Source organism: Bacillus altitudinis 41KF2b (genome assembly GCF_000691145.1).
In the GTDB taxonomy this organism is placed as follows: Bacteria; Bacillota; Bacilli; order Bacillales; family Bacillaceae; genus Bacillus; species Bacillus altitudinis.
Window position 1 is genome coordinate 63,695 of record NZ_ASJC01000006.1, and the last position, 26,530, is coordinate 90,224.

At 42.1% G+C, this 26,530-nt stretch carries 25 protein-coding genes and 1 pseudogene; 17 read left to right on the plus strand and 9 right to left on the minus strand.

The features are described 5' to 3' along the window. Window positions 1-16: 16 nt before the first annotated feature. A complete protein-coding gene (gene mmuM, locus BA79_RS12360) occupies window positions 17-955 on the minus strand; it encodes a homocysteine S-methyltransferase (protein WP_035703182.1) in 939 nt (312 codons plus the stop codon). 336 nt (window positions 956-1,291) lie between these two features. Here mmuM and BA79_RS12365 point away from each other — a divergent pair, with 336 nt between their 5' ends. The 4 genes from BA79_RS12365 (at window position 1,292) to BA79_RS19615 (ending at window position 3,877) form a co-directional block, all read left to right on the plus strand. Then, complete coding sequence (locus BA79_RS12365; protein WP_025206673.1) at window positions 1,292-2,122, plus strand: YitT family protein; 831 nt, start codon at window positions 1,292-1,294, stop codon at window positions 2,120-2,122. A gap of 690 nt (window positions 2,123-2,812) precedes the next feature. Next, entirely contained in the window at window positions 2,813-3,130 is a 318-nt protein-coding gene (locus BA79_RS12375) for a PadR family transcriptional regulator (protein WP_035703044.1), read from the plus strand. After that, window positions 3,123-3,710: a DUF1700 domain-containing protein gene (locus BA79_RS12380; protein ID WP_035703046.1), complete on the plus strand. Its 588-nt coding sequence runs from the start codon at window positions 3,123-3,125 to the stop codon at window positions 3,708-3,710. Before BA79_RS12375 ends, BA79_RS12380 begins: the two co-directional genes overlap by 8 nt. Beyond that, window positions 3,707-3,877, plus strand: coding sequence for a hypothetical protein (locus tag BA79_RS19615; protein ID WP_165378688.1), 171 nt, complete (start codon window positions 3,707-3,709; stop codon window positions 3,875-3,877). Before BA79_RS12380 ends, BA79_RS19615 begins: the two co-directional genes overlap by 4 nt. 227 nt (window positions 3,878-4,104) lie before the next feature. Here the strand turns inward: BA79_RS19615 and BA79_RS19725 are convergent. Then, window positions 4,105-4,185: pseudogene (locus BA79_RS19725) on the minus strand (DUF2573 domain-containing protein); the annotation flags it as partial. Window positions 4,186-4,200: 15 nt separating this feature from the next. Beyond that, window positions 4,201-5,418 (minus strand): multidrug effflux MFS transporter, encoded by a 1,218-nt coding sequence (locus BA79_RS12385; RefSeq protein WP_024719029.1) that lies wholly within the window; start codon window positions 5,416-5,418, stop codon window positions 4,201-4,203. 211 nt (window positions 5,419-5,629) lie between these two features. Between BA79_RS12385 and BA79_RS12390 the strand changes: the two genes are divergently transcribed. Next, window positions 5,630-6,166, plus strand: coding sequence for a GNAT family N-acetyltransferase (locus tag BA79_RS12390; RefSeq protein ID WP_008342165.1), 537 nt, complete (start codon window positions 5,630-5,632; stop codon window positions 6,164-6,166). 59 nt (window positions 6,167-6,225) lie between these two features. Here BA79_RS12390 and BA79_RS12395 read toward each other — a convergent pair whose 3' ends face one another. Beyond that, window positions 6,226-6,432, minus strand: a complete 207-nt coding sequence (locus BA79_RS12395) for a hypothetical protein (RefSeq protein WP_008342164.1) — start codon at window positions 6,430-6,432, stop codon at window positions 6,226-6,228. Between the two features lie 114 nt (window positions 6,433-6,546). On the opposite strand from BA79_RS12395, the gene BA79_RS12400 reads away from it, so the two are divergent. Continuing rightward, complete coding sequence (locus BA79_RS12400) at window positions 6,547-7,083, plus strand: ribonuclease FAU-1 family protein (RefSeq protein ID WP_035703049.1); 537 nt, start codon at window positions 6,547-6,549, stop codon at window positions 7,081-7,083. A 37-nt stretch (window positions 7,084-7,120) separates the two neighbouring features. Here BA79_RS12400 and BA79_RS12405 read toward each other — a convergent pair whose 3' ends face one another. Further along, window positions 7,121-8,734 (minus strand): S8 family peptidase, encoded by a 1,614-nt coding sequence (locus BA79_RS12405; RefSeq protein WP_248596538.1) that lies wholly within the window; start codon window positions 8,732-8,734, stop codon window positions 7,121-7,123. A 188-nt stretch (window positions 8,735-8,922) separates the two neighbouring features. Here BA79_RS12405 and BA79_RS12410 point away from each other — a divergent pair, with 188 nt between their 5' ends. The 4 genes from BA79_RS12410 to BA79_RS12425 all read left to right on the plus strand — a co-directional run bounded on the left by BA79_RS12410 (window position 8,923) and on the right by BA79_RS12425 (window position 13,413). After that, the gene (locus BA79_RS12410; RefSeq protein WP_035703052.1) at window positions 8,923-10,407 is read left to right on the plus strand and encodes an amidase; all 1,485 of its coding nucleotides are present in this window, start codon (window positions 8,923-8,925) and stop codon (window positions 10,405-10,407) included. Window positions 10,408-10,452: 45 nt separating this feature from the next. After that, entirely contained in the window at window positions 10,453-11,016 is a 564-nt protein-coding gene (locus BA79_RS12415; protein ID WP_025206681.1) for a TetR/AcrR family transcriptional regulator, read from the plus strand. An 80-nt stretch (window positions 11,017-11,096) separates the two neighbouring features. Then, the gene (locus BA79_RS12420; RefSeq protein WP_035703053.1) at window positions 11,097-12,119 is read left to right on the plus strand and encodes a quercetin 2,3-dioxygenase; all 1,023 of its coding nucleotides are present in this window, start codon (window positions 11,097-11,099) and stop codon (window positions 12,117-12,119) included. A 160-nt stretch (window positions 12,120-12,279) separates the two neighbouring features. Then, entirely contained in the window at window positions 12,280-13,413 is a 1,134-nt protein-coding gene (locus tag BA79_RS12425; RefSeq protein ID WP_035703055.1) for a zinc-dependent alcohol dehydrogenase, read from the plus strand. A 21-nt stretch (window positions 13,414-13,434) separates the two neighbouring features. On the opposite strand, the gene BA79_RS12430 is transcribed toward BA79_RS12425, so the two are convergent. After that, window positions 13,435-13,872 (minus strand): MarR family winged helix-turn-helix transcriptional regulator, encoded by a 438-nt coding sequence (locus BA79_RS12430; protein WP_007498406.1) that lies wholly within the window; start codon window positions 13,870-13,872, stop codon window positions 13,435-13,437. A gap of 262 nt (window positions 13,873-14,134) precedes the next feature. Here BA79_RS12430 and BA79_RS12435 point away from each other — a divergent pair, with 262 nt between their 5' ends. The 4 genes from BA79_RS12435 (at window position 14,135) to BA79_RS12450 (ending at window position 18,533) form a co-directional block, all read left to right on the plus strand. Next, entirely contained in the window at window positions 14,135-15,643 is a 1,509-nt protein-coding gene (locus BA79_RS12435) for a class I adenylate-forming enzyme family protein (RefSeq protein WP_035703058.1), read from the plus strand. 67 nt (window positions 15,644-15,710) lie between these two features. Continuing rightward, window positions 15,711-17,093: an amino acid permease gene (locus BA79_RS12440; RefSeq protein WP_035703060.1), complete on the plus strand. Its 1,383-nt coding sequence runs from the start codon at window positions 15,711-15,713 to the stop codon at window positions 17,091-17,093. A gap of 100 nt (window positions 17,094-17,193) precedes the next feature. Then, a complete protein-coding gene (locus tag BA79_RS12445) occupies window positions 17,194-17,559 on the plus strand; it encodes a VOC family protein (protein ID WP_008342155.1) in 366 nt (121 codons plus the stop codon). A gap of 113 nt (window positions 17,560-17,672) precedes the next feature. Further along, complete coding sequence (locus BA79_RS12450) at window positions 17,673-18,533, plus strand: alpha/beta fold hydrolase (RefSeq protein WP_035703062.1); 861 nt, start codon at window positions 17,673-17,675, stop codon at window positions 18,531-18,533. A gap of 39 nt (window positions 18,534-18,572) precedes the next feature. Here BA79_RS12450 and BA79_RS12455 read toward each other — a convergent pair whose 3' ends face one another. Beyond that, window positions 18,573-20,000, minus strand: a complete 1,428-nt coding sequence (locus tag BA79_RS12455) for an alanine/glycine:cation symporter family protein (RefSeq protein ID WP_035703064.1) — start codon at window positions 19,998-20,000, stop codon at window positions 18,573-18,575. A 33-nt stretch (window positions 20,001-20,033) separates the two neighbouring features. Then, the gene (locus tag BA79_RS12460) at window positions 20,034-21,014 is read right to left on the minus strand and encodes a glutaminase (RefSeq protein WP_008342152.1); all 981 of its coding nucleotides are present in this window, start codon (window positions 21,012-21,014) and stop codon (window positions 20,034-20,036) included. Between the two features lie 518 nt (window positions 21,015-21,532). Between BA79_RS12460 and BA79_RS12465 the strand changes: the two genes are divergently transcribed. The 3 genes from BA79_RS12465 to BA79_RS12475 all read left to right on the plus strand — a co-directional run bounded on the left by BA79_RS12465 (window position 21,533) and on the right by BA79_RS12475 (window position 25,047). Next, window positions 21,533-22,819 carry an ATP-binding protein gene (locus BA79_RS12465; protein WP_035703066.1) on the plus strand — a complete coding sequence of 429 codons (1,287 nt, stop codon included), beginning with the start codon at window positions 21,533-21,535 and terminating at the stop codon, window positions 22,817-22,819. A 4-nt stretch (window positions 22,820-22,823) separates the two neighbouring features. Next, complete coding sequence (locus tag BA79_RS12470; RefSeq protein WP_035703068.1) at window positions 22,824-23,762, plus strand: response regulator; 939 nt, start codon at window positions 22,824-22,826, stop codon at window positions 23,760-23,762. 193 nt (window positions 23,763-23,955) lie between these two features. Further along, a complete protein-coding gene (locus BA79_RS12475) occupies window positions 23,956-25,047 on the plus strand; it encodes an SEC-C metal-binding domain-containing protein (RefSeq protein WP_035703071.1) in 1,092 nt (363 codons plus the stop codon). A gap of 48 nt (window positions 25,048-25,095) precedes the next feature. Here BA79_RS12475 and BA79_RS12480 read toward each other — a convergent pair whose 3' ends face one another. After that, complete coding sequence (locus BA79_RS12480) at window positions 25,096-26,136, minus strand: DUF4352 domain-containing protein (protein ID WP_035703073.1); 1,041 nt, start codon at window positions 26,134-26,136, stop codon at window positions 25,096-25,098. Window positions 26,137-26,530: the final 394 nt, after the last annotated feature.

Here is a 26,530-nt window from a genome sequence, read left to right on the forward strand (position 1 = left end):
GTGTTGAGTCATGATGCTACGATGTTGCCTGTTTTAAGATATCGGTAATATCCTCTGGTGTCGTCCGGCAGCAGCCGCCGATGATTTGTGCGCCGTCTTTATACCATTGCTGCGCACATTCACCAAATGTATGGTGAGACGTATCTCCGCTCCAAACCTTCTCTTCAGGATCATATAATTCCCCTGAGTTCGGATACACGACAATCGGTTTGCTCGTCCCTTTTTTCATCTCCTGAATAAGAGAAGACATATATTGCGGCGGTGTACAGTTTACGCCAACAGCAGCGATCTGCTCATATGGCTCGAGTGCTTGTACACAGTCCCTAAGTAAATCTCCTTCACTAATGTGCTGACCATCCTTTGCACTAAATGTAATCCACGCATATACACCGCTGAACTCATCCTCCAGCAGTTTAGCGATGGCGATTGCTTCAATGAGACAAGGGATGGTTTCACAAGCGAGAATATCTGCACCAGCCTCTACCAATGCTTGAATTCTTGGTCTGTGAAAATCAATGAGCGCCTGTTCTGTGAGTCCGTAATTTCCCTTATATTCTGAACCATCAGACAAATAAGCGCCGAAGGGCCCCACAGATCCAGCGACAAATGGTTTTGCCCGCTCTTTACGTTGTGTCTCATCCTGCCAAAACTGCTCGCACGCTTCTTTTGCTAACGTGACAGATCGTTTCATTAATTCGATGGCTTCTTCTTTTGTATAGCCTTTTTCAGCAAAGCCATCAATCGTCGTTTGGTAGCTGGCTGTTGTTGCACAGTCAGCACCTGCTTGGAAGTAGTCCAAGTGTACTTGCTGAATCAATTCTGGCTGTTCAATGAGGATTTTGGCTGACCATAAACTGTCGTTTAAATCACAGCCCTTTCGTTCAAGCTCCGTTGCAAGTGCACCATCTAAAATCAAAGGTGCGTGAGCCTGTAAACGGCTTTGAATAGGATTCATATAAATCAAACAGCCTCCTTTGTCGATCGGAAATAATGGATATGATATGAGGCAGTAGTTTAAATGACTAAAGTGTTTTTGTCAAGGAGAGGAATAAGCATCATATGACGGAAAAACCCTGAAAACATGCGGGTTTGAGTGCATAAACATACAGTTGAAATAATAGAAAACCAAGTCATTGACAGCCTCTAAAAAGAGATATATATTATGAAAAGGTTCATTTCAGAAAGCTTCATCAAAAGGCGCCGTCTTTTGATTTTTATTTTGTCCATCGACTGTCTTCTTTCGTGCAGAAAGAGGGTTTTTTATATGCTTAGAAAAGGAGGAAAGAAGAAATTGAAAAAATGTGTAAAAGATATTGCAATGATTCTAGTCGGTTCTTTTTTATTTGCTGCAGCTGTGAACATGTTTGTCATTCCACTTGAGTTTGGTGAAGGCGGCGTAACGGGGCTGTCCATCATTTTCTACTATATGTTTGAGATTGCGCCGTGGCTGACAAACCTTGTGTTGAATGCGATTTTATTACTTGTGGGGTATAAATACTTGGACAAGAAGACCACGATCTACACAGTGGTAGCTGTCGCAAGTAACTCTCTATTTTTACATTTGACCACTACATGGGTGGTGAATGTCCATGAATTGATCATTGGTTCTATTTTCGCAGGGATCATCATTGGGATTGGCATTGGTCTTGTTTTAAGAGCGGGCGGTACAACAGCGGGATCTGCTATCCTCGGGCGAATTGCGAATAAGTATCTAGACTGGAACGTGAGCTACGCCATCTTGTTCTTTGATCTGATCGTTGTTTTTGCTTCTTACTTTATTATTGGTGCGGAAAAATTAATGTTTACGATTGTGATGCTGTATGTGGCGACTAAGGTGATGGATTTCGTCATAGAAGGGCTTAACACGAAAAAAGCAGTGACGATTATTTCTTCATGCAAAGATGATATTGCAGAAGAAATCAATCACACCTTGGATCGAGGCGTGACCATTTTAAACGGTCGCGGTCATTATTCGAAGGAATCGAAGGAAATTCTCTATGCAGTCATTCAAAAACAGGAGCTGATGCGTTTAAAGAAAATCATTAAGAAAATTGATCGAGACGCATTCGTTGTTGTCCATGATGTGCGTGATGTGTTTGGAGAAGGATTTGTGAATATATAAAAAGTAAAAAAAAGACACCTCCACTATAAAGTGGGGGTGTCTTTTCATATGTTGAGTGATCTTATGTTTAAGGGACTATTTTTTCAAGGTATCATCTTTCTTCTCATTACTTTTCAGAAAGAAAAAACGTATACACTCAGAAATGGCGGCTCCCACCACAAACAGGATGATGGGTGTAATGGTAAAAGGTTGTTTGAAGATGAACAAATACACGATATAACACAAAGTTAGTGTAATGACTAAAGTGAGATAATTACTCCACATTTTTTTCAAGGTCATCAGCTCCTCGTTTTTTAAGGTCTACCATTATTCGGTATTGGTTGGGTTGAAAAGAACTAGCCACTTTCAGCCGTTCTCATCACTTTAATTCGAGTTGAGTGTTCGTAAAACTTAGTATGAAGTTCATAAGGATAAGTCATTGTGAATGAACTTCTTAATTCCATAAAATTCAGCTTATCCCTTTAAAATAAAGAGATTAAATGAGTTGTTTCCTATGATATTCGTTCCTGTGTATGTTTGTTGTCTACAATAGACACACGCTAGATTTATCTTGATCAGGTGAAGCCTTGAAGAAAGAGAAACTTCCTGTATGAAAATTTATAGCGACGTTGAGAGTGAAAAGTTGCAAAAGATACCTCTTGTCACATCATACTATGTATTGTATAGTATAAATAGTTAGGAGTTGTAAACATGAATGCACAACTAAAAAAAGGATTACTTGAATTCTGTGTACTGGCGGTATTAAAGAAAGGCGATTCCTATGGTTATCAAATGATTAAAGATATGTCCCATTGTATTGAGATTTCAGAATCGACATTATATCCGATATTAAAGCGGTTAGAGCAAAACAATTATGTGGAGACCTATTCACAGGAACATAACAGTCGATTAAGAAAATACTACCGGATGACTGGGAACGGACGGGAGCATATCGCGCAATTTTTAGCGGAATGGGATCAAGTGATGGCGATTTACGACTTTATTTCTGGAGGACAGAGCAATGAATAAAAAAGAATTTTTAGCCAGCTTGGAGAAGCATCTGCATCGTCTGGGCGAAAAAGAAAGTGATCGGTTCATCGAGTATTACGATGAAATAATCGAGGATTATCAGGAAGATGGCTACAGTGAACAGGAAGCAGTTCATCAAGTCGGTCAGCCTGCCATCATCGCTGAAGGGATTCTGAAGGAACAAGGAATCAAAACCATTCAGGTGCCGACGTTTGGAGAAAAAGCCACAAGGCTCTCCATCCTCATTTTAGGCTTTCCGTTATGGGGCAGCATTCTAGCAACAGTCTTCCTGCTGTTTCTTTCTGTGTATATGGTGATTTGGTGCATTCCACTCGTGACAGGTACAATGACGCTAGTTGGTCTGCTCGGTGGTTTTTGGAGTATCATTGGTTCACCGTTTATTTTTCAAGACGGTTTGCATGTGGTGGTGACGCAGATCGGAGTTGGGATTCTTCTATTAGGTGTCGGATTATTAAGCGGCATAGCCACGGCGTATTTGACAAAGCTATTTGTGCAAGGGACTGTTCAAACCACTAAGGCATTCATGGGAATGTTTAAAAAGAAGGTCGTGAGAGTATGAACGTGAATGATTTAAAAAAACAATGCATCAAATGGGGGATCATCTTCACCGTTGCCGGAGGAATTGTCATGGCAATTGGTTTTGGACTTTCAGGCTTTGACCTAGATGCATATCAAAACAATGACCAGAACAATATCTTCCGCACGATCAATTGGAGCAAGCCATAAATGAAAGGCCCGCTTATGCGGGTCTCAGCGTGTAGACAAACCCTCGCATTCGGTGTCAGTCCTGCGCTTCGGTGCTCACGAATGTCAAATTCGCTCCGCGCCGATGCTCGCCCTTCCTAGGGCTGCAAAGGTTTTCTATACGCTGAAAAGAAGACAAAGGGCTAAAATCAAGCCCATTTTAGCCCTTTGTCAACAATCTCAAACTGCCAGCTCGTACTGGCAGTTTTTTAACGGTCTTTATTGGCACGATGAGCTTCATTTAATTGCTTGATCCGCTGAATCGTTTCTTTGATGTCTTCTTTTGCCTCTGGATACCGACCCGCTTATGCGGGTCTTTTTTTCGCTCTGGCAACAAAGAAAAAATAACAACAGAGTGCGCCAAGGTCACAGAGCATAATAATCAGCCCCATGGGAAAGGCAGTCTGGCTTCCAGCTAAGCCGACAAGGGGTGTCATGCATGCGCCAAGAAGCATTTGTGCCACACCGATGAGGGCAGCGGCACTTCCAGCATGCGCACCGTGATGTTGCATCGCAAGAGAAGGAGCAGACGTGCCGACAATCCCAACGCTAGAGACCACAAAAAAGAGCGGGATGAGGATGCCATATAATCCTGCATCAATAGAGATCATCACACACAAGGTGACGCCCCCTAAAGCAGCTGTCAGCAGCCCAATGCGAAGAACTTTCTCCTCACCAATTTTCGCAGCAACGCGGGCAAATACTTGTCCGGCTGTGATGATGCCAAGACTATTCACCGCAAAGGCAGCACTGAAGCCTTGCGGAGAAAGGTTGAAAATCTCCTGCAATACAAACGGTGATCCAGAGATATACGCAAACATGGCGGCGAAGACAAGTCCTTGTGAGAGAGCATATCCGACAAAGAGTCGATCGCTCGCTAGAATTTTCATCGCACCTAGGATCTGTTTGAAGCCTCCAGTCTGTCTGCGTTCCACAGGTAAGCTTTCTTTCAATGAAAACATCGATCTTAGGAGCATGAGCGCCCCGAGGATTCCTAGCAGAACAAACACACCCTGCCACGTCGTGAACCGTAACATTTGTCCGCCCACGATCGGTGCCGCTGCTGGAGCCACTCCGTTGACTAACATGAGCAAAGCAAAGAATTTCGTCATTTCTGAGCCTTCATAATGATCTCTCACGATGGCTCGTGCAATAACAATGCCTGCTGAACCAGCAAGTCCTTGAATCAGCCTTAAAAGAATGAATGTCCAAATTGATGTGACCACTGTACATAAAAGAGAGGCCGCAATAAAAATGATCAATCCAACCATCAGCGGCTTTCTTCTGCCAACTGTATCACTGATTGGACCTGCAATGAGCTGTCCAAGCGCAAGTCCAATCAAACAAGCCATGAGACTTAACTGAGACAGCGCCGTGCTTGCTTCAAAGTCACGGGCGATATTAGGTAAAGCAGGTAAATACATATCCATTGCCAGCGGTGCCAGGGCTGTTAAAGAGCCAAGAAGCGCGGCAAGGAGGAATCGATTTTTTTTCGATTCTTGGGGATAAGATAAAGAATTCATATGATGACACTCCTCGTATACGTCCTCAAATCAGCATAATGAATCAAGCTTTCCATTTCAATCAAAATTTTCAAAGAAGTTTTCGTGCAAAATCATTGATCTTTCGAAGGAGACTCTTTACATTGAATGAGTAGAGAAAAGAATCAGGTCATCGGCATGCAGTGATTGCATGATACGTATATCCATTCATAGACAAACAGGAGGTGCTGGCATGGAGCAGCAAGAGTTGATCATTCGTCAAGCGGTGAGTGAAGATCATGAGGCGATCACACATGTGCTGATCAAATCATACGCACAGTATGAGCCTCAATTTACAGAGGAAGGCTGGCAAAATTATTCTGCAGCCCTGCGAGCGGCTGTAGATAACCCAAACATGGAGTTGATGCTTGTGGCCGAGCTTGAGGGCAAGGTCGTGGGGACACTTCAAATGTTCCGATCATCAGAACAGGCATATGACAAGCCGGAGATGGGCATTACTTCAGCGATTGTCCGGTTTTTAGGGGTAGATCCTGATGTGAGAGGAAAAGGTATTGCAGAGTCATTGTTGCGTAAAAGTATAGAACTGACGCAATCGTGGGGCGAGAACGTCCTGTACCTTCATACGTCGGATAAAATGCAGGCCGCCATTCGTTTATATGAAAGAATGGGCTTTGAACGGGCGCTTGATAAAGAATTTGTGAATCAAAATGGGACGCATGTGAAGAGCTATCAGTATGTGATTAAAAAAGAACAGCCGGCTGGCTCATAACATACACCGAATAAGAAGAGGAAGAGTATGTCCTGCATGGACGGGACTCTTCCTTTTTCTCATGACACCCATACGTTCAGTGCCATATATGAAAAGCACCAGGAGATTAACCCGAACATGACAAAGAATTTCAACACATGTTCATAAGGGGTCAGCTTTCGATCTCTTTTCGTTTTCACAAGCCGCCAGTAAAGGGCATAACCACAAAAAACCAAGATGATTTGTCCGAGTTCTGCTACGGTTTCGATGATTGTGATTCCGTTCATTTGTTTTCACCTCACCATATGTCTTCCATAGGCAGCAGCAGTGAACCTTTATTTCTTCAAAGGAAAGCAGTGTATACTAGAATAAGAAGTAGATGCAGAAGGGGTTGTGACCGATTGTTTCCGCTATATGCAAATTCTTGGGATGACGTCATTGAGAGAAAAATCAAATACGATGATCAGGTTGTGGAACATACGTGTCAGCTGTTAGACGCACAGGAGCAGCAAGTCGTGTTGTTTCATAAAATTCAAGAACCATTTACAATGGTTGCTGGTGATGGCACTGTCACGATTCCAAAAGGGAGTTATACGACCGCCTATTATTGGACGGACCGACCTTACAATGTCTATTTTTGGCGGGATGATCAAGGCAATGAACTTGGCTCTTATGTGAATATCGTCAGACATACATGGTTTGAAGAACGAGCGGTTGTTTTTGAAGATTTGTTGATTGATCTACTCGTTCTTCCGAATGGTGATTTCTTTGTTTTGGATGAAGATGAACTGCCGGAGAGTTTAGCTTCCTTTGAACACGGCTCTGTTCAACGAGCACTACATGATGTCATCCATTCGTTAGCGCACATCCTCGATCAAGTGAGGCTGGATGCGAAAGGGAAATATCATCACACCCTGTTTCAGAAGATGTTGAAATAGAAAAAACGATTCCTTGCTGAAAGGAATCGTTTTTTTATCAAACCTTGATCCGGTTGATTCGTTTTTGTAAATCAGTTTTTGTTTTAGATGCTTTTAGTTGTTTGACCGCACTTTGAGCGGTTGCTTTTGTTTTCTTTGTTCGTTTGGCTTCCGCTTTTTTTACTTTTTGTTTGGCATCTGTCACTTTCTTTTGATAGGCGACTTGTTTTTTGACTTTGTCGAGCCGGTTTTGCAGGCTTGTTTTTTCTTTGCCTTTGGATAGCTTTTTAATAGCCGTTTGGGCACTTTTAATCGAGCCTTGGGTTTTATTTTTTTCAGCTGATTTGACCTTCGCTCGTGCGTCACGAATATCAATGGCTGTTTGGACTTTTTTGACTCGGTCAGTGAGTGCGGTTTTTTGCTTGCTGGTAGTGAGTCTGCCAATTTTCGTTTTGGCTTGATCAACATCTGTCTGTTTTTTAGATGTTTCGGCTGTCTTGACTGCGCTTGTCGCAGCCTTTAAAAAGGTTGACTGCGGCACATATTGCACGCGGCCATAGCCGAATTGTGGATCTTTTCCTTTTGCGCCAAGATCCACTGTATAGCTTCGCAATAAAGTGCGGAGCTGAACATTTGTTTTCTTAGGATGTAGCTGTTTTAACAGCGCCAGCATCCCTGTGACATGTGGTGCCGCTTGTGATGTACCGGTTGCATACCAATATTCATTTTTCAAATAGGTACTGATGACGTTCTCGCCGGGAGCGGAAAATTCAATTCCTTTCCCCGTATTAGAGATGGAGGCGAGTTTGTCTTTGTCAGTCGTTGCGGAAACAGCAATGACGCTATTGTATGCGGCAGGATAACTAATACCATTCTTCTTTCCATCATTTCCACTTGCAGCAACGACCAGCAGTCCTTTTTTGTATGCTTCATCAACTGCTGAACGTAAAATCGGAATGTTATCTTCAAAACCTAGACTTAGATTGATGATGTCCATCTTATTGCTAATCGCCCAATCAATGCCTCGGAGCAGACTGTATAAGTCGCCCTCTCCTTTTTTATCTAATACTTTTACAGCATACAGCTTCACACCAGAAGCAACACCGACCGTACCGTAATCATTGTTAAGCGCCCCAATTGTACCGGCGACATGTGTTCCATGTCCTTCATCGTCTTTGTAAGAAGACGTGTAATCGACGAATGATTTACCACCGGCTACCTTTAAATCTTCATGTGGGAAAATACCAGTATCCAGAACGGCTACTTTCACATTTTTCCCTGTCACACCTTCTTTGATTGCTTGCTTTACATTGAGCTTCTGCAGGTTATAAGATTTTTGTACCAAAGCATCCTGACCAGTAGCAGCAGCCGTTTTTTTCACGGTAGAAGCAGCGAGTTTGACCCTAACGTTTTTTGAAACATAAGCGATGTTCGGGTCTTTTTTAAGTGAGGTGACAGCTTGCTCATCTGCTGTCACTGCTACAGCTGGAAGATGTATGTATTGAGCGTTCACTTTTTCACTTTCTTGAATAGCCGTCTGTTTTCCTTTTTGATTTTTATAGACGATGATGACATCTGTTTCTTTTGGTGGTGCAGCTGCCTGCGAATGGAAGGGCAAAGCAGTTGTCAAAGCAAGAAGAAACGCGATGACCACGACGATTTTCTTTTTCAAGGCAATGGCTCCTTGCATATGAGGTGACCTCCGTCTTTTTTTCTTTATTATATCGGAGAAATAAGATGGATGGTTAGAAGAATCATAGTCTAGAAAGAAAGTTTTTTTCACACGTATCCCGAAATTGAATTTCATAGAATTCTAGTAGACAATAGAGAGATCATAATATGAGAAAGAAGGACATGCCGATGAATATAAAAGAGTATATGACGTATGATGCGACGGGACTGGCATCACTTGTGCAGAAAAAGCAGGTCACGCCCGAAGAGCTTGTACAAGCTGCATTTACTAGATTGGAAGAAGTGAATCCAGTACTAAATGCGGTGATTCAGACAAGGCGAGATCAAGTGTTCAAAGACATGAAGTCACTAGATGCGGATCAGCCGTTTGCTGGTGTTCCGTTTGTGTTGAAAAATATATCGCAGGGGCTGGAACATGAACCTTTGACGGCGGGTGCTTTGCTGTTAAAGGATGTAAAGGCGCAAACAGATTCCCACTTTGTCCGTCGATTGAAGCAGGCTGGGCTCCTCATGATCGGTCATACGAACACACCTGAATTCGGATTGCGAAATGTGACAGAACCCTTTTTATATGGTCCGACGAGAAACCCTTGGAATGCTGACTATTCTCCGGGCGGTTCAAGCGGCGGGACGGCAGCAGCTGTGGCAAGCGGCATCGTACCGGCGGGTGGAGCGAGTGATGGCGGAGGGTCTATTCGGATTCCGGCATCCTTTACTGGTTTATTTGGACTCAAGCCAACAAGGGGGAGAACACCGGTCGGCCCGGGTGCAGGAAGGCAGTGGCAAGGAGCTTCCATTGACTTTACGCTCACAAAAACAGTTCGAGACAGTGCAGCCCTGCTTGATTTGCTTCAAGTCATTCAGCCAGAGGCTGCGTTCCAAACGCCATTATATGACGGCAGCTATCAGGAGGATTTGGTGAAACGAACCTCTTCTATGCGAATTGCTTACAGTGTAGACTCTCCAGTAGGCACGAAGGTCAGTGAGGAAGCAAGGCAGGCAGTCTTGAACACAGTGAAATGGCTGAGTGAACAAGGGCATCAAATAGAGGAAGCGAAGCCGAACATTGATGGTGTCCATCTGATGAAGCAATATTATGTCATGAACAGCGGTGAAATGTCTGCCTTATTTACCTCTCTGGCTCGTTCATTCGGGCGTCCGGTGAAGCCTGAGGAGACAGATATTGTGGCATGGGTACTGGCGGAAGCAGGAAAAAATGTGACAGCTGCTGCTTATACAGAAAGTCTTGATGCATGGGATATGGCCGCTGCAAAAATGGCCGCATTTCATCAAACCTACGATCTATATGTGACCCCAGCTACTGCCTATTCGGCTCCAAAGGTTGGCGAGCTGATGCATAACGATCAAGAAATCTCTGCATTGTTACGTGTGTCATCCCTTTCAATGCAAGCACAGCAAGATCTGATTTATGAAATGTTCCTCAAGAGTTTGACCTACACACCATTTACACAGCTGGCTAACCTAACCGGCCAGCCATCTATGAGTGTGCCAGTTCATCTCACAGAAGCAGGCATGCCTTTAGGCGTACAGGTGACAGCACCGAAAGGAAAAGAGGACTGGCTGCTCAGACTGGCGTCAGAAATAGAATCATCCTCATTATGGAAAGGAACGCATCCATTACTGAATCAATAATACAATGGCATCGACGTTGGTCTATGGAGGAAAGGAGTGTCACACGTGAGTACGAAGGACAAAATCATTCAAACGGCCGCACTTCTTTTACGTAAACAGGGGTATCATGCGACAGGGTTGAATCAAATCATTAGAGAGAGCGGCACGCCGAAAGGATCTCTTTATTATTACTTTCCAAATGGAAAAGAAGAGCTAGCCATAGCAGCCGTTGAATATATGAGTCAAAGGGTCATCGATCAAATTGAAGAAAGCTTTGCCTATTCTGATGACCCATATGTCGCCGTCGATCATTTTATGACAAATATTATTCGGGGTTTTATGGAGCAAGAAAGTGAAAGAGGGATACCGATTGTCTTACTGGCGGCTGAGTCAAAACCTGAACATACAAAACTTCATGCTGCATGCAAACAAGAAATGATCCGCTGGCAAGAGCTTGTCAAAGAAAAGCTGATGAATAGCGGATATGATGAAACAAAAGCGGATGAGCGGGCATCTCTCCTTCATTCAATGGTCATCGGCGGATTATCAATGACTACTGCATTAAAGCAAACGACACCTTTAGAGCACGTAAAATGTTACCTTAGACACTTATTTATGCGAGAAGAGTAAAATCTCTCGCATATTGCCTATCTATTATATCAATTGGTCTATATAATAAAGATAGTCAATTAGTCATGAGGAGTGATGGGATGTCGGAGCAACCACAATCGATCAAGCAATCCGAAGGTACCTCTTTTTATACCGTGTCTGGTTCGGGGGAGCTGTATGGTTTGGAAAATCAGCTTGTACATGTGCTGGCAGAAGCAAATCAAACAAATCAACTGTTTGAGCTTGTCTTAATCACAGGTGGGAAAGGTGCTTACTTTCCGCTGCATTGTCATGAGACGCTATTTGAAACCATCTTTGTGCTGGAAGGGAAGCTGGAAGTGATACTGGACGGTAAAAAGTATATGGTGACGGCCTGCGATTATATTCATATTCCGCCCAAAACAATTCATGGCTATAGAATGCATAGTCACAAAACAAGGTTTATTTCTTATACACTGGGCGGGCAAATGACAGATGTCTATCAGCAAATCGGAAAGAGGCTGTTGCAGAATGAATGGCCGATGACTGATCACCCATTTGATGCAGACAGCTTTCAACAGGCTGGAAAAGAAAGCGATATCATATTGATGCACGGCATTAGGGAGCTATCCAATACAACCAAGCCAGCTGTTTTGTTTCATAGTCAGCTCCCGCGCGCAGTGCAGCCATATGTGCTGGAGGCTGGTGAAGGAAAGCAATACATGGTCGAAGGTCAGCTTCATGAGCTGATTGCGACAACGGAAACAACAGGAGACGGATTTAGTTATTTTGTGATTGAAGGGACAAAGGGAAAAGGGTTACGTTCGCATTATCATGAAATGCATACAGAAGCACTTTATTGTGTTGAAGGCAGAATCAATCTTCAGTTAAACGGGGAAAATATTTGCTTGATGCCAGGGGATTTTGCCTATATTCCTCCGAATACCGTTCACTCGTATGAATTCGTATCACATTCAAATAAAATGTTGGTTTTGCTGCTGCCTGGCTATATTGAGCAAGTGTTTGAACAATTTGAAGAAGCACAAAGTCCAGGTATGTGCCCTTATTTTATACAGGAAGGGAACATGATGGAGGGTGGGGAGACCTCTGCTCAGTATGATTTGGTGTTTGTCGAAGATAAATAGCTGTGTAACGCGTTACACAGATTTGAATAAACAGCCTGTCGAATCAATCGGCGGGTTATTTTATTTCCCTTATGGAACAGCATCCATATTCATATGCATGAACCATCCATTCAAGGTGAAGCTATAGACATGATGACCTTAGCTAAAGGAGGAAATGCAGATGAGAGCTGTCACCTATCAAGGGAAAAGCCGCATTGCGGTGAAGGAAGTAGATGCACCATCTATACAAGATCGTGAAGATGTCATCGTTCGAATTACATCTACAGCTATTTGTGGGTCAGATTTACATTTATATCAAGGGAATTTCCCGCTTCCTATCGGCTATGTGATTGGGCATGAACCGATGGGGGTGGTAGAGGAAGTCGGGCCGGATGTCACTGCGGTGAAAAAGGGAGATCGTGTCGTCATTCCATTTACCGTGGCGTGTGGTCAATGCCAGTATTGCCATCATCATCTAGAAAGTCAATGCGATTACTCAAACCCCCATTATGATTCAGGCGGACTTTTTGGATACAGTGAGAAATATGGGAATTACCCCGGAGGACAGGCTGAATATTTACGTGTGCCCTTTGGAAACTATACACCATTTAAGGTGCCGGATGATTGTGAGCTAGAGGATGAACAATTGCTGTTTTTATCAGATGTTCTGCCAACTGCTTATTGGAGTGTAGAACACGCAGGTGTAAAAAAGGGGGATACAGTCATTGTGCTGGGGTGTGGACCTGTTGGGTTAATGGCACAGCAATTTGCTTGGCAAAAGGGCGCAGAGCGGGTCATTGCTGTTGATTACATAGACTATCGCCTTCACCATGCAAAACGAATGAGCGGCGTAGAAGTATTTGATTTTACAGAAGACCCTGACATGGGAGAAACCCTAAAAGAGCTCACTAAAGGCGGGGCGGATGTTGTCATTGATTGTGTGGGGATGGATGGAAAAAAGTCACCGCTTGAAAAGATTGAACAGAAGCTCAAGCTGCAAGGCGGAACGATAGGGCCCATTCAAATTGCCACAAAAGCCGTGAGGAAATGCGGGACTGTTCAGCTGACGGGTGTGTATGGAGGTCTTTACAATATGTTCCCATTGGGTGCTTTTTTCGCAAGAAACGTCACGCTGAAAATGGGACAGGCGCCAGCGAGAGGGTACATGTCAAAGCTTTATCAAAAAGTGACAACCGGGGAAATTGATCCTAGAGCGATCATCACACATCAAATACCGCTAGATGACGCAGCTCATGCGTATCACATATTCAATGAAAAACAAGATGATTGTATAAAAGTCATCTTAAAGCCATAAAAAGAAGGCTTAGGATAATTCCTAAGCCTTTAATGTGCGCTCGTCCATCATTTTTTCGATTAATTCAAAAAATGTTTTTTTATCTTCTTCTGATAGGTGATTGAACAGTTGATTGACAAGCAGCTGACGATTGTCGATCATTTGTCTGGCGATTTGTTCACCTGATTCAGAGAGTGTAATCCATACCGTACGGCGGTCATTGTTATTTCTAGAGCGGATAATCAGCCCTTCATCTTCTAAGTGATTGAGAGCGGTTGTTGTTGCGGAGGGAGATAATGAAACTTCCTGCAGAATATTTTTCACAGTACATGATTGATGGCGGTAGATGATGCGTAAAATAAACCCTTTTACATTCGTGACGTTTTTCGGGATATTCTCTTCATCTATTCGTTTCGTCGCCTTTAAATACTTTGTCAGTGCATGGTCTAACAAACTTGCCTCTAGCTCGAAATGTTGCATTCTCCATACCTCTTTTCCTATTGCATTCGCATTTTCCGATCAATTACTAGGTCTATCTTATCATAATAAGCATCATCATTTAAACCAAAATGGAAGACGGCTATAAAATTACCTATATTATCAATTAATAAAAGGAACAATTCCAAAATGAAATGATTTTACTTTCACCTTTTTTTATTTTAGAATGTGAATGAGATAAAATCTGCCAATCCAATTCACTGGAAATTGGCTATTGGACATCAAACGTTTGGAGATGAAGATATTGAATACTTTACAGGCATTACTAAACGACAGAATGGAACGCTCTTCACAAATTGAAGCGGTAACTGGCGGAGGTGTGTCTTATACATTTGAAGAATATGCAAAACGCATTGATCAGCTGGCGCATTACTTACATCGTAAAGGAATTCGAAAAGGTGACCGGGTGTGCTTTATTTGTCAAAACCATCATCACTTTTCTACGATTATGCTGGCAGCCATTAAAGCAGGTGCTGTCGCCGTACCGCTTAGCTGGCAGCTTACCTCTTTTGAGCTAGAAGGTATCTTGAAAAAAGCAGAGCCAAAGGCTTTATTTTTTGACCGTGAATTCCGTGACATCATTGCGGCAGTGAATGTGTCTTTAGAAGATTGTCTCATGGTGGAATCTGGTGTCAATGCGAAAACAACACAGCTGTTTGAAGACATATTGGCGTCTAATGATGGAAGTGATCTTGCTGAACAGGTATCAGAAGAAGATTTGGCCATGATTTTATTCACCTCAGGTACAACAGGCAATCCAAAAGGCTGTATGGTCGGACATGGACGAATCTATCAATTTTTAACACGACGTGGGAATCGAGGATTTGATCTGAAAGGAAAACGGTACTTGGCAAGTCATCCGCTGTATCATATGAGTTCTATTAATCACTTGATTGCAGCTGCAATAGAAGGATATACGTTAGTCTTCTTACATGATGCAACACCGAAACGCATTTTAGAAACGATTGAGAAAGAAAGAATTACGTTTATGATGGCTTTTCCATCAGCTTATACGTACATGCTAGAAGAAATGAAGCGCAGTTCGTACGATCTCTCATCTTTTGAAATTGCGATTTCTGGTGGTACGAAGGTACCGGTACGCTTAATTAGAGATTACAAAGAAGTAGGCATTCAGATGATGCATGGCTACGGAAGTACGGAAGCGTGGGTTGTGAGTGCGTGGCATCCAGCGATGGGTGAGGATAAGATGGGCTCTGCTGGTAAAGTGGATCCGGATGTAGAAGTCAAAATCGTGCATCCTGAGACAGAGGAGGCGCTCCCAGCTGGAGAAATTGGCGAGGTCGTCATGAGAAGCCCATTTTATTTCTTAGGCTACTATCATCAACCTGAAGCGACAGAGAAAGTGCTCAAAGATGGCTGGTTCCATATGGGGGATGCAGGCTATTTGGATGAAGACGGTTTTCTTTACATCACAGGGAGATACAAAGATGTGATTCTATACGGTGGGGATAATATTTATCCTGACCAAGTGGAAGAGGTCATTGATCAAATTCCAGGTGTAATTGAATCTGCTGTCATTGGGGTACCAGATGACTTATATGGTGAAGTACCAAGTGCATATATCGTAAAAGACGAATCTGTCGATTTCTGCGAAGAAGATGTGTTGAATTACTGCAAGGAACGTTTAGCAGATTACAAAGTGCCATCCATTCATTTCACGCACGATCTGCCAAAAAATAAACTTGGTAAAATCATGAAGAAAGATTTACGTGAATTGGTTGTGAATGCGTAGGACCTATTCTGCTATAATGAAATTTGAATGATTTTTTTGTTTTTCTAACGTTTTGGAGGGAAAGGGTTTGCGACATATACTTCGTAAGAAACACATTCACGATTTGTTAGAACAGAGCAGACAGCAAAAGGTAAAGAAAACACTGGGCGGGCTTGATCTCACGCTCCTTGGCATAGGGGCTGTGATTGGGACGGGGGTCATGGTGTTAACCGGAATTACAGCAGCTAAGGATGCAGGACCGGCTGTTATTTTCTCCTTTGCGATTGCAGCGATTGTGTGCAGTTTAGCAGCACTTTGTTATGCAGAAATGGCTTCTGCGCTGCCTGTGTTCGGCAGTGCGTACACTTATTCATATACCACAATGGGTGAGCTCGTAGGTCATCTCATGGGATGGACGTTATTATCTGTTTATATGCTGACTGCTTCAGCTGTAGCGAGTGGCTGGTCGAGTTATTTTAACAGCCTGCTGGAGGGGTTTGGAATCTCAATTCCACATCAATTTTTAGCTGGTCCAGAACAAGGCGGATATATGAATTTGCCAGCAATTATTATTGCTTTACTCATTGCGTGGATCCTATCTAGAGGAACGAAAGAAAGTAAAAAATTCAATAATATCATGGTGTTTGTGAAACTTGGCATTATTGTTCTTTTCATTGTAGTAGGTGGTTTTTATGTGGAGCCAGCCAATTGGCAGCCGTTCATGCCGTTTGGTACGGAAGGGATTATTGCTGGAGCCGCTGCTGTGTTTTTTGCCTTTTTAGGATTCGATGCCATTTCGGCTTCTGCAGAAGAGGTGAAAAATCCACAGCGGAACCTGCCAATTGGCATTATTGGTTCATTGCTCATTTGTACGATCATTTATATTGTCGTTTGTTTGGTCATGACAGGCATGGTGCACTATACGAAGTTGAATGTGACAGAGGCGATGTCTTATGTATTGCAAAGTGTCCATCAACATAGCGTAGCTGGTATTATTTCTGTCGGTGCTGTGATTGGATTGATGGCTGTGATTTTCGCCAATAATTATGCAGCAACTCGAATTGCTTTTGCGATGGGGCGGGACGGGCTCTTGCCTAAAGTGTTTTCAAAAACAAACAAAAGTGATACACCTGTTGCGAGTATATGGGTGATTGGCGGGATGACAGCTGTTATTTCAGGGTTTATTGATTTGAAGGATCTGTCCAACCTAGCCAATATCGGTGCATTATTAACGTTTGCGATGGTGAGTTTATCCGTACTCATTTTGAGAAAGACACATAAACAGCTGGAAAGGGGATTTCGGGTTCCGTTTGTACCGGTTTTGCCAATTATCTCGATGGGCTGTTGTGTGTTTCTGATGCTCAATTTACCAGGCCGGACATGGCTGTACTTCGGGGTTTGGCTGATTATCGGTGTCGTCATGTACGCAGCGTATTCTAACAAACACAGTGAATTAGCGAAATCTGCTTGAGAAAAAGGTGCAAATCCGTTGACGATTTGTGCCTTTTTTCATACGATTTGGGATAAGCTATATAAGAGATAATGAACGGAACAAGAGGAGGATGAGGGAAATGATCAGCGTTAGTCCTTATATTGTCGTAGAAGACGTCAAAGAATCTCTTCAATATTATCAAGGAATTTTTGGCGGAGATATTCGTATCTTAAATGAACATCAAGACCGTGTATTGCATGCTGAGCTACACCTTGGAGAATCACTGCTCCACTTTTCAGATACATTTGGCCGCACACCAAAACCAGAGAATCTTCGATTGATCATGCAGTTTGACAATGAGGAAGAGTTAAAGGCTGTATACGAGGCGCTTGAAGCTGACGGAGATGTCCTTGTGGAATTACAGGATACGTTTTTTGGCGCACTTCATGGACAAGTACAAGATCGGAAGAATGGTCTGATATGGGTGCTGAATTATATGAAATAAATAAAGACCTTCACCCTTGTGAAGGTTTTTTTGTGAGTGTTTTTATTTTCTGAAAAATGGAAAATATGCTATGTTGGAAGAATGATAAGACATGGGGAAAGGGTGGAAAAGGAATGGATCAAGTTGAGTTTCAATATATTCAAACAAACGGTATAAAGCTCCATACAGCAATGGCTGGTCCTAAAGATGGCCCACTGCTGGTCCTGCTGCATGGATTTCCTGAGTTTTGGTATGGTTGGAAAAATCAAATCCTCCCCCTAGCTGAGGCGGGGTATCGTGTCGTTGTTCCTGATCAAAGGGGATACCATCTGAGTGACAAACCAGAAGGAGTCGAATCATACGTCTTAGACAAATTAAGAGATGATATCGTGGGATTAATTAAGGCACTGAGCCCAAATCAAAAGGCCATTGTCGGCGGACATGATTGGGGTGGAGCTGTTGCTTGGCATCTTGCTTCAACCCGTTCTCAATATGTAGAAAAATTAATCATCGTCAACATGCCGCATCCTCGTGTGATGATGAAGGTCCTTCCGTTTTATCCGCCGCAGTGGAAGAAGAGCTCTTATATCGCGTTCTTTCAGCTTCCAAATGTACCAGAGGCAGCCCTTCAAGAAAATCACTTTCAAAGACTGGATGAAGCCATTGGACTATCTGCTAGACCTCATTTGTTTACAAAAGAAGATGTCTCAAGCTATAAGTTGGCATGGACGCAGCCGGGAGCCATTACGTCCATGTTGAATTGGTATCGAGGTATTAAAAAAGGCGGCTTTGAAAAACCGATTTCCAAACGAATTCTCGTTCCTGTCCGCATGATCTGGGGAATGGAGGACAAGTTTCTAAGCAGAAAGCTCGCAAAAGAAACGATCAAAATTTGCCCAAATGGACAGCTGATTTTTGTCGATGATGCCACTCATTGGATTAATCATGAAAAACCAGATGTTGTGAATAAGCTCATACTCGAATTTTTAACATAAAGAAATAAGCTCTGATCATATGACCAGAGCTTATTTGTTTTATCCGATTTGATTCTTTTTCAAGGAAACAGGTTCGTCGTCCCAGCATTCAATCTGTTCATTGTTCGGAACGGCGTTTTTATAGAAAACAGGATCTTTGCCTTCTTTTTTCTGTCGCATGTAATCCCTCAGTGCTGCAAAGGCGACTTTAGACAGCATGGTAATGGCAATGAGGTTGACGATGACCATGAGACCCATGAATAAGTCGGCCAGACCCCAAACGAGAGGAACAGTGGCAATGGCTCCGAATAGAACCATGCCAATGACAGCCACACGATAGATGTTGAGCCAAATTTTATTCGCTCCCAAGAATTCAATGTTCGTTTCACCATAGTAATAGTTACCGATTAACGTACTAAAAGCGAATAAGAAAATCATGATGGCTAGGAATCCAGAAGCCCAAGGCCCAATGTGCTGGCTTAATGAAGCCTGAGTTAGCTCAATTCCTTCCAGGTTGGTTGTTTTATACGCATCAGAGAACAGAACAAGAAAGGCTGTGCTTGTACAAATAATTAACGTATCTGTTAACACACCAAATGCTTGGATTAACCCTTGTTTGACAGGGTGGCTCGTGACAGCAGTTGCTGCTGCATTAGGCGCACTACCCATACCGGCTTCGTTTGAGAAGAGACCGCGTTTAATCCCTTGTAACAATGCTCCACCTAATGTACCGCCGGCAAACTGTTCAAATCCGAAAGCGTGTTTCACAATCGTACTGATGACGCCTGGTAATTCAGTGATATTTGTGATAATGACAAAGAAAGCAATCCCGATGTAAGCAACGGCAAGAAAAACGACAATATATTCAGATGCTTTTGCAATCGCTTTGATCCCTTTGAAAATAATGAACGCAAAAATAACAGCCATAACGATTCCGACAGTTAAACGATCTAGGCCAAAAGAGTTTTTAAAAGCGACGGTGATTGTATTTGATTGCACTGCGTTAAAGACAATCCCAAAAGAGATCGTGATCAGGATGGCAAATAAAATCCCCATCCAGCGCTTATTTAACCCTTTTTCCATGTAATAAGCAGGTCCACCGCGGAATCCTGTTTTATCTTTTACTTTATACACCTGAGCTAGTGTACTTTCAACAAAGCTTGAAGCAGAACCGATAATCGCTACGATCCACATCCAGAAGATTGCGCCAGGTCCACCGATCGCAATAGCGATGGCAATCCCTGTGATATTCCCTGTTCCGACACGTGCTGCCATACTGATGGCAAATGCTTGGAACGGTGAGATTCCCTCTTTTTCTTTTCTTCCTTCTTTTAGAACACGCAGCATTTCTTTCAGCATTCTGACTTGCAGGAAGCGTGATCTATATGTGAAGTAGACCCCTACTCCAAGTAACAGAGCAATGATTAGATAAGTCCAAATAAAATCATTTGTAGTTGTTAAATAAGATAGCAAAGCTTTTTCGTTCATAACATCACCTCTTCGATTTCATCACTGTTCTTTTTAAAAAATACTGAGATCCCACTCTTTGGCGAGTTTCTTCAGCATCATGACACCGGTAATACTATTTCCACAATCGTCAATGGCAGGACCATAAATGCCGATACCGCAGCCTGTCTGAAATGGGAATTCTCTTCTTGCGCTTGGCGGAACGCAAGCCATGATTCCTCCAGACACACCACTTTTGGCTGGAACGCCTACGAAAGCAGCAAAATTACCAGACGCATTGTACATGCCGCATGTCAGCATCAATGCCTTTGTTAGTCTTGCGATATCTTTTGGGATGACTTGGACTTGTTTAAAGGGATGGTAGCCATCACTTGAAATAATCAGTCCAATCAAGGCGATGTCCTCTGTTGTGACCTCAATGGAACATTGCTTTAAATACACTTCTAACGTGTCCTCGACATCTGATTCTAAGTAATTGGTTTCTTTTAAATAATAAGCAAGTGCCCGGTTGCGGTGTGCAGTTGCCCATTCTGATTGATAAACCTCTTCATTAACAGAAGGACGCTTACCTATTAAGTTTTCGATTAAATCGAAAATATATGCTAGCTTTTCTGTAGAAGTCTTTCCAGGAAGGATGGAGGATACGGTAATAGCTCCAGCATTAATCATTGGATTAAAGGGTTTCCCTGGTTTATGCATCTCAAGGCGGTAGATGGAATTAAATGCATCACCAGTTGGCTCTACATCTACCCGATCCAAGACGTACGGAACGCCTCTTCCTAAACAGGCAGCTATAAAGCTGATGACTTTTGAGATACTTTGCAGGGTAAAGGGAACGTCCCAATCACCATAACGTACAGATGATCCATCTGGGCCTATCACGCTGATACCAAGTTGAGAGGAATTTACTTTTCCGAGTGCTGGAATGTAGCCAGCGTTCTGCCCGTTTTTGTAATACGGACGTATTTCTTCTGCCCATTGATCAACAGAAGACTGGCATGCGTGTTGTGTATTATTAGAAATTGCTGTTTTCATACGATTCCTCCAATCAAAAATCAAAAAGTACCCTATTGAATTGGCGGATGACAAAAAATGCGATCAAATAGGCACGAAAACATGTTACACATCTTCAAAGAACTTGTCATGCGCTGCTTGTACCACTCCTTTACACCTAAATATATGTTCAAATGAAGGCTTTGGCGGCGAAACAACAAAAAGGGTTTTTAGTGAAAAGTAAGAAAACGCTTACATATAGTTTCACTAAAATTATTTATTCAATTTATCTTGGAAACTACACAATCTGACGAAAATCTACAGAAAAACTTACAAATAAAAAATCAGTCTGCATACAATTGTCTAAACAATTCCTATTATTGTAGACAATCTCCAAATCGTAGGATAGCTGAAAGGTCACCATGCCTCCTCGGAGAATAGTCATAAAAAATGATTTTGAAGAGAGAAGTAGCCGTGAAAATAATTTTTTTGCTCATTGTGAAGCAAAGAGTCTCCTTGTATACTGTGGCTATGTAAACAGGGGAAGGGATGTCAGTCATTTGAGTTTAAACCAGCTTGTCAAAAAAGACGCATTTATTTTGATTTTTATGATCGTCATTGTGCCGCTTGCGGGAGAGCTGAAGTTTTATCCTGTGAATGAAACATTTCGTATTAGTTTTGGGGCACCTGCGTTTTTCTTTTGCTTATTACTTTTAAGAAAATCAAGACCATTGCTGCCAGGGTTTTTAACAGGCGCAGCCATTGTCCTATTTCGGGTAGGTTTAGATCTTATTCAGCAAAAAGCTGATCTGGCTCTGTCATTTTATCAGCAGTTTCCAAGCTTCTTTTTTTACTTTACTTATGCTTTTCTTTTCTTTGTTGTCCGTACAGGACGTTTTAAGCAGCGTTCCATTTTTATTGGGCTGATCGGACTGATGATTGAACTGCTTGCTGATTTTGTTGAGCTGTTTGTACAATTTTTAGTGTTTGATACAACCATGACTTTCTCAAAGCTGAGTGATATGATCCTCATTGCATTTGCTCACAGCTTCGTGGTCATCAGCTTTTTTAATATGATGAGGCTGTATGAGGCACAATCAAGAGAGAAACAAATCATGAAGCAAAATGAGCATATGATGATGGTCATTTCAAATCTATATGAGGAAACAGTTCATTTAAAAAAAACGTTAAATCATACAGAGCACATAACGCAAGAATCCTATCGGCTCTATCGTCTGCTGAATGAACATGAGGCGGGAAGGAAAGTGAGTCAGGAGCTGCTCAAGCTTGCAGGGGAAATACATGAAGTCAAAAAGGACAATCAGCGTATTTACGCCGGGCTTTCAAAGCTGATTTCAAAGGAAAATATGCAAGATTATATGAGGGCAGAGGATCTTGTTCAAATCGTGATTCGCATTCAAGAGAAATATGCGCTCTCTCTCGGGAAGAACATTTCCTTTACATCTGATATAAAAGGCATTCACTTGCATGAGTATCATGTGTTCATTTTCTTATCGCTGATTAATAATTTAATGGCAAATGCAGTTGAAGCAATCAAGCATGATGGAGCCATCTCACTCGTATTAAAAGGGAGTCATGATAAAATAGAGATTCGAGTTGAGGATGATGGACCGGGTATTCCTGAGAAATTGAGAGAGATTGTATTTGATCCTGGATATACCTCAAAATTTGATGCATATGGAACACCGTCAACTGGGATTGGCTTATCCTATGTGAGAGAGCTGGTTCAAGAGCTGGACGGTCAAATCCAGATTGAGCAGAAAGAAACGAAGGGAACAGCTTTTCAGCTTGTCCTTCCGATAAAAAATTTAATACAGAGAGGGTGAGTGTATGCGATTTTTCATTGCAGATGATGATCGTGCAATACGCTCGATTTTAGGTCAGATCATTGAGGATGAGGATCTAGGAGAGGTCGTGGATGAAGCTGATGACGGCATTGGATTAGAAGCGCATTCATTGAACCTGAAAAAAGTAGACATCCTTCTGATTGATCTTTTAATGCCAGCTAGAGACGGCATTCAAACCATACGTCATATTCACCCTGAATTCAAAGGCAAGGTCATCATGATATCTCAAGTAGAAGCAAAAGAGATGATGGCAGAAGCCTATGAACTTGGAATTGAATATTATATTCATAAACCCGTCAATCGAATTGAGATTGTCAGTGTCATTCGAAAGGTCATGGAGCGGATCAAGCTGGAAAAATCAATTTACGATATTCAAGCTTCTCTTCGACATGTGCTGCCATTAGAGCCAGTGCTTTCTCATGAGACAGGTACTGGATTAAAGCGAAGAACGATGAAAGAGGCAGGAGAATTCCTCCTATCTGAATTAGGAATTGTCGGAGAGAGTGGCTCTAAGGATTTACTAGAGATATTGATCTACTTACATGAAACACAGACAGCCAATTCTCATGAGGTGAATTTTCCGCCATTAAAGCAGCTATTTATCAAAACGGCGGAACGAAAGCTAGGTCGTGGTGCGGCGGATGTGGAAGTGATGCGGGAAGTGAAAGCAGCAGAGCAGCGAATTAGACGAGCCATCCATCATTCCTTAAATCATTTCGCATCACTTGGGCTCACAGATTTTTCAAATCCTAAATTTGAGCACTATGCGTCGAAGTTTTTTGATTTCACTGATGTCAGCCAAAGAATGAAAGAAATGCAGAAGACTTCTTCATCTGCAGGGTCAACAGGCAGAGTCAATACGAAAAAGTTCGTGCAAATCTTTTATTTTGAAGCAAAGCAGCTATTCGAAGGGATGAGCTGAGGGAAATCTATTGGAATGATTGGAGAAAATAAACAGAGACAGAGTGCTTTTGACTATGAGCCGCCTTGCTCTTTTAGACGTCTTTGTTATTTATCTGATCATTCTGATTTTTCTTTTTTCTTGAAAATAAAACTCTCCTGTGCAATCGTTTGTTAAAATAGTGAGGTTAGACTAGAATGTCGGAGGTTTTATTTTGGGAAAAATTAAACGAAATGCGCTCTGCCCATGCGGAAGCGGAAAAAAATATAAACATTGCTGTGGTCAAAAGTCAGGCGGAGAACAAACGTCTGAGCTTGTGTTTAAGGAAGCTGTACAAGTTCAAAAGGATTTAATGAATTATGCGTTCTCTAAGCATCAGAGAGCGATCAATCAATTCATTAATGAGTTTTCTTTCCTAGCAGATATGGATAAAGAAACGCAACAAATCTCAGTCTTTCATTTGAGTGTATGGGGCATTTTCTTCCGCCCATTAACAGATAAGAAAGAGACCATCTTCCAAGAATTCCTGACAAAAAAAGCAGAAGATATTACCCGTCCTAAAACAAGACAAGTGGTTGAATCTTGGACAGACATGGAGCCATCTTTGCTTTTATTAAATGAAAAAACGGACGAGTCTCTTTACTTTGAGAATATGGTGACAGCTGAGAAGGTTGAAGTTGATGTGAAGCCGGATCAAACTGTGCTGCCAGAGAAAGGTAGTCTTGTTCTAGGTTTCCCTGTTCAGTTTGAAGAAAAGGCAGAGTTTTTCATTCAATATACGATGTTTGCGAAAGAGTTTACTGATACGCTTCTTCTTCAGGTTCGCCAGCTCGTTGAAGCGCATGAGGCAAACGGAGGAGCACGCAGCACATTTATGAGAGAAGCCTTCCCTGAAGTGCTGAAGTGTATGTTTGCGAAGCAAGAAGTTGAAGAAACAGAAGCGCCTGCTCAAACAGAAGGAAGTACAGTAGGACTATCAGCAGATCGGATGGACTGGGCTAGTGATGTTCAGCTGGAAACAGCCAAGCTGATTGAAGACGGGATGAAAGAGCACGGTGACCAAAGCCTGACAGATGGCGCTTTAACAGTTTGGAAAGCTTACTGTGATCAGAAAGCACCTGTGATCCGTAAAGCGGCGTCATTTGCTGCGGGAATCGAATATTATATTCATTCACTTGCAAGCGATGCCCCGCTTTCTCAAGCACAAGTTGCTAAAAAGTATGGCATTAGTGCGTCCACTGTATCGAGCCGATTTAAAGACATTGGAAATGCGGTCAAAGAAGAGCAAGAGACGACTGTATCATAGCATGAAAAAAGACGCGGCACCTTTCAAGGAGCCAGCGTCTTTTTTTCATCATCTTGTTTTAATAAAACCACTCATGTATTGCTCTGTATTATAATCATTGAGGTCAATTTTCCACTGACCATCTCCGTTACGTTTCATTTTCACTTCATACTCAGCAGGGCTTGAGACTGGAGGAAGCTTTTCAAACTCAGATGCGTACATATTCAAGCTTTTCTTATACAATTCTTCTTTCGAACGGATTTTGCCGTTGTAAAACTCATCTCTTTGTTTGTCTAGTTTGTCTTTTAAGTTAGAAGCATCAATACCGGTTACTTGAGCGACAACCTTCGCTTCGTCATCTGAGATGGTTTTCACACTTGTTTCCACTTTCGCTTTATCCTTCATTGTATTTTGCATGCGTTTGTACATGGATAAAATATCGCGGTCACTGACTTCGTTTCCATATATGCCTGCACTTCTCTTAAAGTCTTTCACAAACATTTCGTGATATTTATTAACGACATCTGATTGATTGTCACCTGTTAATTCTGAGAATTGATCATTCTTTTTGTCAAAAACAATGAGATCTGTATAAGCAGATAGTGCTTTTGCTGGGTTATCTAGCTTTTTCGCTGAATCCAGTATCTTTTCGCCATCTAGTTCCATTTCGATCGAATCGCTGTTTTTCTTGATGCTATCTTGGTACACGAACTGATATTTTTTGCCTTTATCTACTAGGAAATAAAGCGCTCCTGATAGTGATTTCCCTTTGTTCAAGGACCCAAGATCAAGGCGGTCTTTACTGCCGTAGAATTTTAAATCAGAGACTTTGGCATCGTCCTGATAAAGGGTGAAATCAGAGTTATATAGTGAAAGGGCTTTGTCACCTTTGTTGGTGATCGTCAGGTTGACTTTTAACACCAATTCATTGTCTCGCAAGGTAGTTGTTGAGTCTTCTGGTAACGTATATTCGTAGCTATTCACTTTTACCTCTGCTGTTTTTGTTGATTTTTGGTCAGCCTTTGTTGATTTTGCTGAGCTCTGGCAGGCTGCAGAGATGATCATCACGAATGAAATCATGAGGAGTGCACTTATTTTTTTAAGATTCACAGTTGATGCTCCTTTGCTTTTCTTTCGTCATTTTCTTCCCGCTATCTGACTGAGAAAAAAGAAACAGATAGAATGGTATATTCGGGTGTTAAAGGGGAAAATCTCCTAATGACGATTTGCACTATTCATTCTATCGAATTTCATTCGTGATGAGGAATAGGTTGTATTCCCTATCTTTGATAGATTTTACACAAATACCTATAAAAAACGGAATTTAATAAGTAAAATATACTAGTTAATAAGAATTAATTTATCTATTTATCATGAGTTTTAAATGTTTTGTGTATAAAAATCTTGAAATGGAGGTAGTTTTCAGATTTTCAGAGAGCAGAATACTTGAATGTTGAAAATGATTCATGGGAAAATAAGGATGATTAAGCAGATAAGGGAGATG